This is a genomic window from Mesorhizobium sp. RCAM 05099, from assembly GCF_059683685.1.
Genome location: NZ_CM185035.1, coordinates 4,621,564 through 4,636,281, shown reverse-complemented (window position 1 = coordinate 4,636,281; position 14,718 = coordinate 4,621,564). Strand labels below are relative to the sequence as shown.

Genomic DNA, 14,718 nt, shown 5'->3' with positions numbered 1-14,718 from the left:
GCCAATAGTCGGGATCGGCGCCGAATTGTCTCTGGAACAGGTCACGAAGCTTGGGCGCCCTGGCGCCGGTGTCGCTGTCCTGCCTGTCCGGGCAGTTAGAGGCTTGACCTCAACTCGGGATTTGAAGCGACCCTGCGGCGCCCGTCGCCGTGGGGAAGAAAGCGGGCGGCGAGCCGCCCGCTTGAAAGTCCTAGCGGACCACGTAGGGCAGCAGGCCGAGGAAGCGGGCGCGCTTGATCGCCTTGGCGAGTTCGCGCTGCTTCTTCTGGCTGACGGCGGTGATGCGCGACGGCACGATCTTGCCACGCTCGGAAATGTAGCGCTGCAAGAGACGCACGTCCTTGTAATCGATCTTGGGCGCGTTGGCGCCGGAGAACGGGCAGGTCTTGCGGCGGCGGTGGAACGGGCGCCGGGTCGGGATCTGATTGATGTCGACCATTATTCTGCACCCCCTTCAAAGCCTTCGCGGGGACGGCGCGGGCCACGATCGGCACCGGCGTCGCCAAACGAGCGCGGCGGACGGTCGCCACGGTCGCCGCGATCACGGTCGCCGAACGAGCGCGGACCGCGGTCGCCACGGTCGCGGTCGCCGAAGCCGCCGCGTTCCGAACGCTCTTCGCGCTTCTGCATCATCGCCGAGGGGCCTTCCTCATGCGCTTCGACCTTGATGGTCAGGAAACGCAGCACGTCCTCGGACAGGCCCATCTGGCGCTCCATTTCGTTGAGCGCGGCCGGTGGGCAGGTAAGATCCATCAGCGTGTAGTAAGCCTTCCGGTTCTTGTTGACCCGGTAGGTGAGGGACTTCAGTCCCCAGTTCTCGACCCGGCCGACGGACCCGCCATTCGCGGAGATGACGCCCTTGTACTGTTCGACAAGCGCATCGACCTGCTGCTGCGAGAGGTCCTGCCGGGCAAGAAACACATGTTCGTATAGAGCCATGGTGTATCAGTGCCTTTCTTCGTTTCTCTCCCGGTTCCCGGCGGCAAAAGCCTCTGCAACTTCTCTGACCCGCTGATCCCGAAGGGGCGGGGAAGAAAGGAGCATGACGAGACGGTCGAGAGCGGAGACACGGGAGGCGGAAGCACTTCTGGCTTCACACGAAGGCTTTCGAAAAAACCTCCGGCCCTCCGTTCAGCCCCCAGCTGGGACCGGCAGATTGCGGGCGTCTATACAGCAATCCGGCCGCAACGCAAGGGCAAGCGCCACTCTCTTGTGTCGCAGGGGCGGAAAAATCAAGCAGCAACAACGGCCAGGCTTTGTGGCTTCCGGCACCAGGCCTTAACCACAATGTCGGATTGTGGTCAGATTGTGCGGAGTTGCCCCCCGCTTTCAACGGTCGATTCATCATGGCACGCGCAGAGATGATCCGGGCAAAAAAGCGGAAAGCATTTCTGGGGGTAAGGATGCTTCTCAACAAATTCTGGCGCTCGACGAGCGGCAACTTCACGCTTGTGTTGGGGCTCGGGTTGCCGGCCATCCTCACGGCCATTGCCTTTGCTACCGACGTCTCGACACTCATGCGGGCCAAGAGCAATCTGCAAAATGCCCTCGATGCGGCAAACCTTGCCTCTTCGCATCTTGGCGATCTCGACATTACCCGCAACGACGCCTTTGACCGCTATTTCCAGGCCAACCTCGCCGGCCATGGCGAACTCGGCAATGCGAAGGCCACGCTGACCGTTGACAAGGGCATCAACTTCATCAAGACAAAGGCAGTTGCCACAGCGGACGTCAATCTGAACTTCGCCTTCCTGTTCGGCAACAGCAAGCACATCGAGGTCGATGCCTCGGCCGTCGAATCGAACAACCAGCTCGAAGTCGTGCTGGTGCTGGACAACACCGGCTCCATGGCCGGGGCGCGCATGACGGCGTTGAGGACGGCGACGAAATCGTTGCTCGACACTCTCGAGGCGGCAAGATCGCCGACGCGTCAGATCCGTGCCTCCCTGGTTCCATTCGTCACGGCCGTCAACGTCGATGGCGATGAATTCGACCCGTCCTGGATCGACATGGACGGCAAGTCCTCCACCAACGGCGTCAATTTCCCGGTCATCGACGGCAAGCGTCCCAATCATATGGCGCTTTTCAAGCAGCTCAAGGCGACCGGATGGACCGAGGCTGGATGGAACGGCACCGGATGGAAAGGCTGCGTCGAGGCGCGGCCGGGGGCTTACAATGTTTCCGACACCCCACCCGACCCGGCCAAGCCCGACACGCTGTTCGTTCCCTATTTTGCGCCTGACGATCCGCAAGACGCCCAGAAGCCGTCGGGCTCCTACGGCAATTCGGACAAATACTACAACAATTCCTATCTCGACGACGTCAGCGACAAGACCAAGCTCGCCAAGCAGAAAGGCAACGCTCTCGGCATCGATCTCAGCAGTCTGCTCGACGCTGTGTTACCGGCCGACAAGGCCGCCAGGGAGAAGGTTGCCAAATATGTTGCACCCGCCAAGGAACTCATCACCGAGACGGGCTCCGCCATCACCGTCGGCCCGAACCGCGCTTGCCCCACACCCGTCGTCCCCCTGACCGACGATTTTGACAAGCTGCGCAAGGCAGCAAGCGAGATGACCGAGTGGAACGGTTCGGGCACCAATGTCTCCGAAGGCCTGTCGTGGGGCATGCGGGTGCTGTCGCCCGCCGCGCCCTACACCGATGGCGCGCCATGGAAGACGCCTGGCATCAGCAAGATCGTGCTGTTGCTCACCGACGGAGAGAACGTCGTCTATGGCGCCAGCGAACAGCCGACGAAGTCCGACTACACATCCTATGGCTATCTGGCGGGTGGCCGTTTCGGATCGGACAACCAGACCACGGCGGCGCGTAATGTCGACGGCTGGACCAAGAGCGTTTGTACGCAATTGAAGAACGAGGGCGTGCAAATCTACACCATGGTGCTGCAATCCGACACCGCCGCCAACCGCGCGCTTTACAGCGCATGCGCTTCGGATCCCAGCGACTATTATGCCGTCAATGATCCGACCAAACTGCCGAACGTGTTCCAGCAGATCGCCAACGAGTTCTCCAAGCTGCAATTGACAAATTGAACCTGTGGCCCGGGAACGGCTCAACTCGTATGGGCGACAACCTTGTCGACCGTTTCGGGGAAGAAGTCGGGCGCCGCACCGCGCTTGCCGAACATCATGTCGTACTGGATCAGTCGGAAATCGTTGATCGTCGGGTCGATCTCCTTCTGCCGCGACCAATCGGGTGTCGCCTCGCCAGTCGGGGTCAGCAGCAGGTTGCGGTCGACAACGCGGTAGCGCTCCCGTACCTCGCCTAGGAAACCCGTGTAGTAGGGGTGGGTGATGCCTGCGGCGGTGAGGATATGATAGGGCAGGAATGCCGGGCTCACCGCGCCCAGATTCTCGACCGGACCGGAGCGGTTCGACCAGATGATCAGCGGCGTCTGGTGATGTTCAAGCGCGGCTTCCGGCGTCGGTTCCTTGCGTGGCGCGACATTGTCCTTGAGGAAGCCGGTCTCGACATAGACCGGTCCCAATGGCGGCAGGTGGTCGCCGAAGAAGGCTATGACGGTTGGCCGCTCGCGCTTCTTGGCCCATTCGATCAGGCGTTCAAGACCTCGATCCGCGTCGGCTGAGCCCTCGGCGTAAGACAGGAGCGACGCGCGCGCCCACTGGCTGATCGGCGCCTGCACCGTGTGGGTCGGATTGTAATAGCGGTTCGGCTCGTAGGGGCCGTGGTTCTGCAGGCTGACCGCGAAGAAGAACACCGGTTGATCGCTGGCGTCGGCCTCGCTGATGATCTCGTCGGTCATCGCCGCGTCCGATGCCAGCGGCCCACGCTTTTCCATCGGCGGCAGCGTTTCTTCCGATTTGAAGTCGTCGAAGCCGAAATCGGCATAGACCGTGCCACGATTCCAGAACCAGTTGGTGCCGGGATGGATGGCGCGCGCCCGGTAGCCCTCGCTCTTCAGGAAGGTTGCCAACGAAGGCGTCGGTGCGCGCACATATTGCTGATAGGGAATGCTGCCGGCCGGCAGGAACGCGTTGGAAAAGCCGGTCAGCGCCTCGAACTCGATGTTGGCGGTCATGCCGCCGAATTCGGGCGAGAACATCGAACCCGAGCGCAGCGCCCGCACATTGGGGATCGGGTCGGGTGTGATGGTGACACCGGGAAGCTTGGTCGGATCCCAAAAGGACTCGCTCATCACGACAATGATGTCGGGCTTCTCATCGGGTACCGAGGCGGTCACATCGGACCTGCCGATCGCCGCGATTGCCTTGTCGGAATAGCCGGCCGGTGCCGAGACATGCGCCATCGGCACATTCAGCGCGAAGGCCAGTGCAAAGCCGTTGGAGGCATAGTTTTCCTTCTGGTCCCACATGATCGGGATGATCTGGAGCCGGTCGCGGGTCCATGAGAAGGTGGCATAATCCATGATCGAAACGAAGAAGGCGAGCAGCGGCACCGCCAGCGTCAGCCGGGCAACACGGCCCTTATGGCTGAGCGATGGAACCTTGCGGCGCCACAGCCGCCAGCCATAGACGAGCAGCGACAGGCCGGCGACGATACCGGCGACCATGGCGAGCGCGGTCATCGGCCGGTCACGCACGAGCAGCGGCAGCAGCGCGAAGATCTGGCGTGCATAGAGGAAATCGGTCGGATAGAGCGGATCACCGAGATAGTGCGACTTCTGGTGGCCGACAAAGGCAAGAGACAGGGTAAGCGGCGCCACGATCATCAGGCTCTGGTGACTGCGGCCGAGCACTGCGTCGAGGCCAATCAGGATCAGCGCAAACACGACAATGGTGGTCCAGCCGGGCTTGAGAGGCTGCAGGAAGAAGGAGACGGTGCCGGCAAAATCGCCGCGCACGATCAGCTCTATGGCGAACACCAGCACGGCCGCGATCGCCAGGCTGATCAGACCATAGCGCACAACCGGCCACGTCCTGCCCGGCAGATAGCCGGTGGACGGATCGTCTTCCAGGAACTGTGGCGCGGCCTTGCCGGCGCGTTTTGAATTCTTTGCCACTTTAACTTCCCCGCCCAGCGACAAACTCGTCACTCGATTGTCATGGAATTGTCACGCAAAGCTAGCGCCTCTGGCGGAAATAAGAAGAGCCAGCAAACGATTCGTGAGCGGTTTTCATCAGGAGTGATCGCCAAAAAGCCTTTTGGAACAGGCACTCGACCGACGATGCTGCCGCCGGGCAGGGCCGAAGTGGGCTTGACTTGGCGGCCTGCCTTGCGTCACAGGCAAGCAAAACCAGCCTTTGGGAGCCCTCGCATGGCCGTTGCATTCACCTTTCCTGGACAAGGCAGCCAGGCTATCGGCATGGGCAAGGATCTCGCCGACGCCTTTCCCGAGGCGCGCAGGGTCTTCCAGGAAGTTGACGACGCGCTCGGCGAAAGCCTGTCCAGGCTGATCTGGGAAGGGCCGGAGGAAACCTTGACGCTGACCGCCAACGCGCAGCCAGCGCTGATGGCGGTGTCGCTGGCCACCATCAGGGCGCTGGAATCGCGCGGCTTCTCGCTGAAGGACAGGGTCGCCTATGTCGCCGGCCATTCGCTGGGCGAGTATTCAGCCCTCGCGGCCGCCGGCTTCGTTTCGGTTGCCGATGCTGCTCGGCTGCTCCGCATCCGGGGCAACGCCATGCAGGCGGCGGTGCCGGCCGGCGAGGGCGCCATGGCGGCGATCATCGGACTGGAACAGGCTGATGTGGAAGCCGCTTGCGCCGAGGCCGGCAAAAGCTCGGTGTGCCAGATCGCCAACGACAATGGCGGCGGCCAGCTGGTCATTTCCGGCGCCAAGGCCGCGGTCGAACTAGCGGCAAGGCTGTGCACGGAAAAGGGTGCCAAGCGCGCGCTGATGCTGCAGGTGTCGGCGCCCTTCCATTCGGCGCTCATGGCGCCGGCCGCGGACGTGATGCGCGAAGCCCTGGCTGGCGTGGCAAGGAATGCGCCCGTCGTCCCGGTCGTCTCAAACGTGTCGGTGACACCCTCCAGCGACCCCGACGAGATCGCCCGACGCCTCGTCGACCAGGTTACCGGCCGCGTGCGCTGGCGCGAGACTGTTGAATGGTTCGGCGCGAACGGCGTCGGCACGCTTTACGAAATCGGCGCCGGCAAGGTGCTTTCGGGATTGGCGCGACGCATCAACCGCGACATCGCCACCGCGTCGGTTGGCACCGCGGCTGAGGTCGAGGCGACATTGGCAGCGCTTGCCTAGTTGGATGCGATTTGACCTCACCCGTGCGAGGGTGTTCTCTTCTCAATCAGGAGACAAAAATGTTTGAATTGAACGGCCGCAAGGCGCTCGTCACCGGCGCATCGGGGGGCATCGGCGAGGCGATCGCCAGGGTCCTGCATGCGCAAGGCGCCATCGTCGGCCTGCACGGCACGCGCGTCGAGAAACTGGAAGCGCTCGCCGCCGAGCTTGGCGACCGGGTCAAGCTGTTCCCGGCCAACCTGTCGAACCGCGACGAGGTCAAGGCGCTTGGCCAGAAGGCGGAAGCCGATCTCGAAGGCGTCGACATTCTGGTCAACAATGCCGGCATCACCAAGGACGGCCTGTTCGTGCGCATGTCGGATGCGGATTGGGACACCGTGCTCGAGGTCAACCTGACTGCCGTGTTCAGGCTGACCCGTGAACTCACCCATCCGATGATGCGCCGCCGCCATGGCCGCATCATCAACATCACCTCGGTGGTCGGCGTCACCGGCAATCCCGGCCAGACCAACTATTGCGCCTCCAAGGCCGGCATGATCGGCTTTTCCAAATCACTGGCGCAGGAGATCGCCACCCGCAACATCACCGTCAACTGCGTCGCCCCGGGCTTCATCGAATCGGCGATGACCGACAAGCTCAACGACAAGCAGAAAGAGGCGATCATGGCGGCGATTCCGACGCGCCGCATGGGCACCAGCGCCGAAGTTGCGTCTGCCGTTGCCTATCTGGCCTCCAACGAAGCGGCCTACGTCACCGGCCAGACCATCCATGTAAACGGCGGCATGGCGATGATCTGAACGAGGTCCGGCGGCAACGCTGCCGGGTTGTGAAAAGAGACCATTTCGCCTTGGACCTGAGCCGATTTTCGTGTAATGCGGCCCGCAACCCGGCGGTTCGGGCAAAAACCGGTCCGTGGCCGTTGCGTTTCCGGCAGGACCATCTTTCAGCTTGATTAGCGGCATTCTGCCCGCTAACGAAGACAGACAAACAAAAGACGAGGATGCCCCAAATGAGTGACACCGCAGAGCGCGTCAAGAAGATCGTCATCGAGCACCTTGGCGTCGATGCCGACAAGGTGACGGAGCAAGCGAGCTTCATCGATGATCTGGGCGCCGACAGCCTCGACACGGTCGAACTCGTCATGGCGTTCGAAGAAGAATTCGGCGTCGAGATTCCCGACGACGCGGCCGAGACCATCCTGACCGTCGGCGACGCGGTGAAGTACATCGACAAGGCTTCGGCCTGACGCTTTCCGCAGTCGTCACCTGGGAGGACCTGCGATGAGGCGTGTCGTCGTCACGGGCCTTGGGTTGCTGTCGCCATTCGGCATGGGCTTCGAGCACAGCTGGAAGGAACTTCTGACCGGCCGCAGCGCCGCCAAGCGCATCACCGAGTTCGAGGTGGAGGATCTTGCCTGCAAGATCGCCCACGTCGTTCCGCGTGGCGACGGCAGCAACGCCACCTTCAATCCCGAGGCCGTGCTCGAGCCGAAGGAATTGCGCAAGATCGGCGACTTCATCCTGTACGGGATTGCCGCTGCCGACGAGGCGCTGGCGGATTCCGGCTGGGAATCCAAGACGCATGCGGAGCAGTGCTCCACTGGCGTCCTGATCGGCTCCGGCATCGGCGGCATAGAGGGCATCGCCGAGAACGCGATGATCCTCAAGGAACGCGGCCCGCGCCGCATCAGCCCCTTCTTCATTCCGGGTCAGATCATCAATCTCGTCTCCGGTCAGGTTTCGATCCGGCACGGGCTGAAAGGCCCGAACCATGCCGTCGTCACCGCCTGCTCGACCGGCGCGCATGCCATTGGCGACGCTGCCCGGCTGATCATGTGGGGCGATGCCGACGTGATGGTCGCAGGTGGCGCCGAAGCGCCGGTGACGCGGCTGTCGATTGCCGGCTTCGCCGCGTGCCGGGCGCTGTCGACCGATCGCAATGATGCGCCGCAAACGGCGTCGCGTCCCTACGACCGTGACCGCGACGGCTTCGTCATGGGCGAAGGCGCCGGTGTCGTCGTGCTGGAAGAATTGGAGCACGCCAAGGCGCGCGGCGCGAAGATTTACGCAGAGGTCACCGGCTACGGCCTCACTGGCGACGCTTATCACATCACCGCGCCCGCCGAAGATGGCGACGGCGCCTTCCGCTGCATGACGGCGGCATTGAACCGGGCCAAGCTGACGCCTGCCGATGTCGATTATATCAACGCGCATGGCACCTCGACCATGGCCGATACGATAGAACTCGGCGCCGTCGAACGCCTGGTCGGCAATGCCGCTTCCAGGATTTCGATGTCGTCGACAAAGTCGTCCATCGGTCATCTCTTGGGAGCGGCGGGTGCCGCCGAAGCGATCTTCTCGATCCTCGCTATCAGAGACAATGTCGCACCGGCGACCATCAACCTCGACAACCCGGAGCGCGAAACCGCGATCGACTTGGTGCCGAACAAGCCGCGGGCCCGCCAGATCGACGTGGCGCTGTCCAATTCCTTCGGTTTTGGCGGCACCAATGCTTCGCTCGTCTTCCAGCGCTACAATGGCTGACCGTCCGACTGTCGGGCGACGCTTGGGCGTGCCGTCAATTTTGCCATATTCACCCCTACTCTGCCGCTGGGGATTCGTTGAGCAATCAAACGGTAGGGCAAGATGAACACAAATCCGGTGGGCAACGGAGAATTTGCGCAACGGCCGGCGACTGCCGGACCGATCGTGCCGAAGACGGCCAGCGAGGCCCTGCGGCCGGAGGCAGGCACGCCGCCGCCGAAGCGCTCGCGTGCTTCACGCAGCCAGGTCGTGGTGTTCATGAACTTCGTCATCACCTCGGTGATGCTGATGATTCTGGCTGCGGGCGTCGCGCTCTATTTGGGCAAGCAGGCGTTCAACGAGCCCGGCCCCTCGGCCAATGGCGACACGTTCCTGGTCAAGCCGAACACCGGCGTCCAGGATATTGCCGACCAGCTCGAGCGCCGCGGACTGATCAGCGACGCCAGGGTATTCCGCCTTGGCGTGCGTGCCTTCGGCAACGATTCGGCGCTGAAGGCCGGTGAATACGAGATCAAGCCCAGGGCTTCCATGCGCGACATCATGGAGCTTTTGAAGAGCGGCAAGTCGGTGATGTATTCACTGACCATTCCAGAAGGGTTGACGGTCGAACAGGCCCTGCAGCGCATCGCCGACGAGCCCGCGTTGAGCGGCGACATGCCGGCGACCACTCTTCCCGAGGGCAGTCTCGCCACCGACACGCTGCGCTTCACGCGCGGCGCGACTCGCCAGCAGATGATCGACAAGCTGCTGGCGGATCAGAAGAAGCTGGTCGAGGATGTCTGGCAGCGACGCGCGCCGGATCTGCCGCTGGCCAACATCGAAGAGTTCGTTACGCTGGCCTCGATCGTCGAGAAGGAAACGGGCAAGGGTGACGAGCGCTCACGGGTTGCCGCCGTCTTTCTGAACAGGTTGGCCAAGGGCATGCGCCTGCAGTCCGATCCAACCATCATCTACGGCTTGTTCGGCGGCAAGGGCAAACCCGCGGACCGGCCGATCTACCAGTCGGATATCCAGAAGCCGACGCCCTACAACACTTATGTGATCAACGGCCTGCCGCCGACGCCCATCGCCAATCCGGGTCGCGCGGCACTGGAGGCCGTCGCCAATCCGTCGAAGACCGACGACCTCTATTTCGTTGCCGATGGCACCGGCGGGCACGTCTTTGCCGCCACACTGGACGAGCACAATGAGAACGTCGCCCGCTATCGCGCGCTGCAGAAGAAGCAGGCCGATGACGCCGCCAAGGCAGCCGCCGGCGCCAGCGACGGCAACGCCGTCAAGCCGGCTGACGGCGGCGACGACAGCGGCGGCGATGCGGGCGCTGCCCAGTAAGAAGAAAGGCGTTGCCGGGAAGGCGACGTACTGACAATTGGAAGAGCGCCGCGCGTCTGATTTCGACGCGCCAGAGGCGCGGTGATTTTCAAACCGCACTTGCTCCTCTCCGGAAAGCCGGTTTCGGGGGTGATGCGCCAGGGATTTGTGGACGAAATGACTTTGCAGAGCATGACCGGTTTCGCACGTGCCGTCGCCGAGCATGACGGCACCTCGATCGCCTGGGAGGTCAAGTCCGTCAACGGCAAGAGCGTCGAGGTTCGGCTGCGGCTGCCGCAAGGTTTCGAGCGGCTGGAACCAGCCGTCAGGCAGATACTTCAGAAGCGTTTTGCGCGCGGCAATTTCCAGGCGACGCTGACCATCGGCCGCGCCGCCGGCGCGCAGGCGCAGCCAGTCGTCAACGAAGCCTTTCTGAAGGACCTGGCAGGGCTGGCCAAGCGCCTTCAGGAGCAGTTCGGCGTAGCCCCGGCGACAGCTGACGGGTTGCTTTCGCTGCGCGGCGTCCTCGACATTCCCGAAACTGTCGAAACCGAAGAGGTGCGAGCCGCGCTCGATGTCGCGATCATGGCCGCGCTCGAGGTGGCGCTCAAAGGGCTTGAGCAGGCGCGACAGGGCGAGGGTGCTGCGCTGGTGTCGCTTCTGTCGGTCCATATCGACACGATCGAGGCGCTGACGCTGCGGGCCGAGGCGGATCCGTCACGCGAGACGGCGGCGATCCGTGAACGCATCGCCGAGCAGGTCAGGCTTCTGATGGACGCCTCCGCCAATCTGGACGCAAGCCGGCTGCATATGGAGGCGGCGTTCCTGGCCACCAAGGCCGATATTCGCGAAGAGATCGACCGGCTGAAAACACATGTCATGTCTGGCCGGGCACTGCTTGGGGGCGGCGGCGCCGTCGGCCGCAAGCTCGATTTTCTGGCACAGGAATTTAACCGCGAATCGAATACGCTGTGCTCGAAGTCGAACGCCGCAGCCGTCACCGCGATCGGGTTGGAGTTGAAGGCCGTGGTCGACCAGTTTCGTGAACAAGTCCAGAATCTGGAGTAGCCGATGGTTGCCAAGGATTTGGGGTCCCGCATTCGCCGCCGGGGCCTCATGCTCGTTCTGTCGTCGCCATCAGGCGCCGGCAAGTCGACGATTGCGCGCAACCTCTTGGAAAGTGATTCCAGCCTGGAGCTGTCGGTCTCGGTCACCACCAGACCGCGCCGCGGCAGCGAGATCGAGGGTGTTCACTACCATTTCCGCACGATGCGCGAGTTCGAGCGGTTGCGCGATTCCGACGCCCTGCTCGAATGGGCGGAGGTGCATGGCAATTGCTACGCGACACCGCGCGAGCCGGCCGAACTGGCGCTGGCTCAAGGGCGCGACATGCTGTTCGATATTGACTGGCAGGGCGCACAGCAGCTCAAGGAGAAGATGCGCGCCGACATCGTCTCGATCTTCATCCTGCCGCCGTCGATGAAGGAATTGAAGGCACGACTGAAGCGCCGCGCCGAGGACCAGGAAGCGGTGATCGAGACGCGGCTGAAGAATGCCCGCAACGAGATCGAGCACTGGAAGGAATATGATTTCGTCATCGTCAATGACGATCTCGACCGCGCCTTCGCCGAAGTGCGCGGCATCGTTGTCGCCGAGCGGCTAAGGCGCGACCGGCGACCGGGTCTGTTTGATTTCGTCTCGGGGCTGTTGGACGAGAAGACGGACTGATCGGCTCCTTCTCCCTGTAGCCGGAAGAACGGAGCTATACCGTATTGGTCAGCCGCACGAACTCCTCGACGCTGAGCGTCTCGGCGCGGCGTGTCGGATCGATACCCGCGCGTTCGAGCAGGGCTTCGCCGCCGAGGCTTTTCACACTCTGCCGCAGCATCTTGCGGCGCTGGCCGAAGGCAGCCTCCGTGACGCGGCCGAGTTTTTTCACATCGGTAGGCAAGGGGTGCGCGCGCGGCTCCAGATGCACCACCGAGGAGGTGACCTTGGGCGGTGGCGTGAATGCCTGCGGCGGCACGTCGAAGGCGATCCCGGCCTGCGTGCGCCAGCCGGCCAGCACGCCAAGCCTGCCATAGGCATCGCTGCCGGGCGTGGCGACGATGCGCTGGGCCACTTCGCGCTGGAACATCAATGTCATCGAGGCGTAGAACGGCGGCCAGTCCGTGACCGTCAGCCACCGTACCAGCAGCTCCGTGCCGATATTATAGGGCAGGTTGGCGATGATCTTTACCGGGCCGCCGTCTCCAGCCGCTCCTCTGGCAAGTGCCGCGAAATCCGTCTTCAACGCATCGCCGGAAACCACCTCCAGCCGGCCGGGATAATGATCCGACACTTCGGCAAGGGCAGCCAGGCAGCGTTCGTCACGCTCGATGGCGATGACGCGGCGCGCGCCGTTGGAGAGCAATGCGCGGGTCAGCCCGCCGGGGCCGGGACCGACCTCGATCACGGTCGCATCGGACAAGTCGCCCGCTGTGCGTGCGATCTTGCCGGTGAGGTTGAGGTCGAACAGGAAATTCTGGCCGAGCGCCTTCTTTGCCTGCAGCCCATGGCGCTCGATCACCTCGCGCAGTGGCGGCAGCCCGTCCATGCTCATGCCTGCGGTCTCAAGCGGCAACCGCCTTCGCGTTGGTGTCGGCAAGTTGGCGGGCAAGGCGCAGAGCCGCCATCAGGCTGTCGGGCCGCGCCACGCCCTTGCCGGCTATGTCGAAGGCGGTGCCGTGGTCGGGTGAAGTGCGTATGAAGGGCAGGCCGAGCGTGACGTTGACCGCCTCGTCGAAGGCCAGTGCCTTGGCCGGGATCAGCGCCTGGTCATGATACATGCACAGCGCCACGTCGTATCCCGCTCGTGCCCGGGCGTGGAACAATGTGTCGGCTGGCAGGGGGCCGAATGCGTCGATGCCTTCGGCACGCAGGACGTCGACCGCCGGGCGGACAATGCGCTCGTCCTCGAGGCCCATGGTGCCGCCTTCGCCGGCATGCGGATTGAGGCCGGCAATGGCAAGCCGTGGTCTGGCGATGCCGAAGCGGCTGGCAAGGTCGGCGGCGGTGATTCGCGCGGTCGCGACGATCAATTCGGTGGTCAGCGTCTTCGGCACCTCACCCAGCGCGATGTGGATGGTGACGGGAACGGTGCGCAGATCGGGGCCTGCCAGCATCATCACCGGCATTGCCTCGACGCCGCTGTGTCGGGCGGCCAGATGCGCCAGATATTCGGTGTGGCCGGGAAAGCGGAAGCCGGCATCGTAGAGCGGCTTCTTGGCGATGGGGCATGTGACGACGGCCGCCGCATCGCCGGCAAGGCAGTCGGCGACGGCGCGGTCGATGGCCTCGATGGTTGCCGCCGCATTGGCCGGGTCCGGCCGGCCAGGGCTGTCTATGCTGCGGGCGGCCAGCGGAACGATCGGCAACGCCTGGGCAAAGACTTGCGCCGCTTGCGCCGGCGTCGTTTCAACCACTGGCAGCGAAACACCGAGGTGACGCGCCCGGGAGGCGATCAGCGCCGGATCGGCGAGCAGATAGAAGGGAGGCAAGCCGGCGGCGCCGCGTGCCAGAAAGGCGGCGATCGCGATCTCTGGCCCGATACCGGACGGATCGCCGACGCTCAACGCGAGCGCAATCACCGCGTTGCCCACGTCAGCGCTTGACGATGCGGGCTTTCGCCTTCAGCTCGTCGACATATTTCTTGCTGAGCTCGTCGGCGTTCTTGTCGCCGCTGGAGCCCTCGCTCTGGAACACCATCTGGGCGACCTTGTCGTCGGATACTTCGCGCGACGAGCAGATGCCGATGAACTCGACGCCGCGCTCGGTCTCGCGCGTGACGGTGGCGCCGCCGACCTTGGTTGCCTTGATTTGTTCGGCCCAGTCCGGCGGCAATTGCGGCGCCAGCACCCGGCCCAGATCGCGAACGGTGACGTCGATCAGGCCCTTGGCGAATTCGCGCGTCGTGTTGCAGCCGTTGAAGCGGGCACGCATGGCGTCGGCCTCGCGCTTGCGCTTGGCCAGCGTCGCGCTGCGTTCAGCGGCCGGCACGACGAAGATGACTTGCTGCAGCATGTACTCGGTAGCGCTCGGCTTGGAGCCGCCTTTTTCGAGCATCTTCTTGACAAGGTCCTGTTCGCTGACAGCACCGGTGCCATCGCCGGACCGGTAACGCGCGCTCAAAGCCTGGTTCCAAGCCATCTGGGCGCGAATGAATTCCTTGAAGTGCTCCTTGCTGACGCCGGATTTGTCCATGACATTGTCCAGCTGGCGGAGCTGCATCTTGTTGGTCGAGGCAAAGCGCTGGTAGGCAGCCTCGACCTGCGCGTCGCTGATCCGGATGCCAAGCCGCCTGGCCTCGGCCATACGCAGCGTCTGGTCGATCATTTCCTGGGCGGCGTCGCCCTTCTTGCGTTGCAGCTTCAAGAAGGCGGCGCGGTGTGCGATGTCGCCGGTGGTGACCGGAATGTCGTTGACGACGTACTTGATCTCGCTGGCGAAAGCCGGCGGCGTCATCACCGTGATCGACACGGATGTCGCCGCCACAAGCAGCGCGAACCCTGCTGAAAAGAGGTATTTCCTCATCGTTGGCATCCCAAATCTTGTCCCGGTTCCGCCCAATTTTATCTTTTTCCGGGTGCGCGAATTCCGTGCCAGCCCTATGCGGCGAAACGATGTCGC

The 14,718-nt window shown here is 63.5% G+C and carries 14 protein-coding genes; 8 read left to right on the top strand and 6 right to left on the bottom strand.

Features of this window, described 5'->3' with window-relative positions; genetic code table 11:
- Positions 1-190: 190 nt before the first annotated feature.
- The gene (gene rpsR / locus AC56QQ_RS23075; protein ID WP_006203718.1) at positions 191-439 is read right to left on the bottom strand and encodes a 30S ribosomal protein S18; all 249 of its coding nucleotides are present in this window, start codon (positions 437-439) and stop codon (positions 191-193) included.
- Positions 439-939 carry a 30S ribosomal protein S6 gene (rpsF, locus tag AC56QQ_RS23070; protein ID WP_489860621.1) on the bottom strand — a complete coding sequence of 167 codons (501 nt, stop codon included), beginning with the start codon at positions 937-939 and terminating at the stop codon, positions 439-441. The genes rpsR and rpsF overlap by 1 nt, the downstream gene beginning before the upstream one ends.
- A 464-nt stretch (positions 940-1,403) precedes the next feature.
- Between rpsF and AC56QQ_RS23065 the strand changes: the two genes are divergently transcribed.
- Entirely contained in the window at positions 1,404-3,050 is a 1,647-nt protein-coding gene (locus AC56QQ_RS23065) for a pilus assembly protein (protein ID WP_497123498.1), read from the top strand.
- Between the two features lie 20 nt (positions 3,051-3,070).
- Here AC56QQ_RS23065 and AC56QQ_RS23060 read toward each other — a convergent pair whose 3' ends face one another.
- On the bottom strand, positions 3,071-4,999 hold the full coding sequence (locus AC56QQ_RS23060; protein WP_497123497.1) for an LTA synthase family protein: 1,929 nt from the start codon (positions 4,997-4,999) through the stop codon (positions 3,071-3,073).
- Between the two features lie 255 nt (positions 5,000-5,254).
- On the opposite strand from AC56QQ_RS23060, the gene fabD reads away from it, so the two are divergent.
- The 7 genes from fabD to gmk all read left to right on the top strand — a co-directional run bounded on the left by fabD (position 5,255) and on the right by gmk (position 11,778).
- Positions 5,255-6,196: an ACP S-malonyltransferase gene (fabD, locus tag AC56QQ_RS23055; RefSeq protein ID WP_497123496.1), complete on the top strand. Its 942-nt coding sequence runs from the start codon at positions 5,255-5,257 to the stop codon at positions 6,194-6,196.
- A 59-nt stretch (positions 6,197-6,255) separates the two neighbouring features.
- Positions 6,256-6,993 carry a 3-oxoacyl-[acyl-carrier-protein] reductase gene (fabG, locus tag AC56QQ_RS23050; RefSeq protein WP_497123495.1) on the top strand — a complete coding sequence of 246 codons (738 nt, stop codon included), beginning with the start codon at positions 6,256-6,258 and terminating at the stop codon, positions 6,991-6,993.
- 212 nt (positions 6,994-7,205) lie between these two features.
- Positions 7,206-7,442: an acyl carrier protein gene (locus AC56QQ_RS23045; protein ID WP_006203723.1), complete on the top strand. Its 237-nt coding sequence runs from the start codon at positions 7,206-7,208 to the stop codon at positions 7,440-7,442.
- A gap of 34 nt (positions 7,443-7,476) precedes the next feature.
- A complete protein-coding gene (gene fabF / locus AC56QQ_RS23040; RefSeq protein ID WP_497123494.1) occupies positions 7,477-8,739 on the top strand; it encodes a beta-ketoacyl-ACP synthase II in 1,263 nt (420 codons plus the stop codon).
- 102 nt (positions 8,740-8,841) lie between these two features.
- A complete protein-coding gene (mltG, locus tag AC56QQ_RS23035; RefSeq protein WP_489860625.1) occupies positions 8,842-10,071 on the top strand; it encodes an endolytic transglycosylase MltG in 1,230 nt (409 codons plus the stop codon).
- A 156-nt stretch (positions 10,072-10,227) separates the two neighbouring features.
- Entirely contained in the window at positions 10,228-11,118 is an 891-nt protein-coding gene (locus tag AC56QQ_RS23030; RefSeq protein ID WP_489860626.1) for a YicC/YloC family endoribonuclease, read from the top strand.
- A 3-nt stretch (positions 11,119-11,121) separates the two neighbouring features.
- Positions 11,122-11,778, top strand: a complete 657-nt coding sequence (gmk, locus tag AC56QQ_RS23025) for a guanylate kinase (protein WP_256749645.1) — start codon at positions 11,122-11,124, stop codon at positions 11,776-11,778.
- A gap of 34 nt (positions 11,779-11,812) precedes the next feature.
- Here gmk and rsmA read toward each other — a convergent pair whose 3' ends face one another.
- The 3 genes from rsmA to AC56QQ_RS23010 are packed head-to-tail and all read right to left on the bottom strand — an operon-like array spanning position 11,813 to position 14,631.
- Complete coding sequence (gene rsmA / locus AC56QQ_RS23020) at positions 11,813-12,652, bottom strand: 16S rRNA (adenine(1518)-N(6)/adenine(1519)-N(6))-dimethyltransferase RsmA (RefSeq protein WP_497123493.1); 840 nt, start codon at positions 12,650-12,652, stop codon at positions 11,813-11,815.
- Positions 12,653-12,662: 10 nt separating this feature from the next.
- On the bottom strand, positions 12,663-13,691 hold the full coding sequence (pdxA, locus tag AC56QQ_RS23015; protein WP_497123492.1) for a 4-hydroxythreonine-4-phosphate dehydrogenase PdxA: 1,029 nt from the start codon (positions 13,689-13,691) through the stop codon (positions 12,663-12,665).
- Position 13,692: 1 nt separating this feature from the next.
- Positions 13,693-14,631 (bottom strand): peptidylprolyl isomerase, encoded by a 939-nt coding sequence (locus AC56QQ_RS23010; protein ID WP_497123491.1) that lies wholly within the window; start codon positions 14,629-14,631, stop codon positions 13,693-13,695.
- Positions 14,632-14,718: the final 87 nt, after the last annotated feature.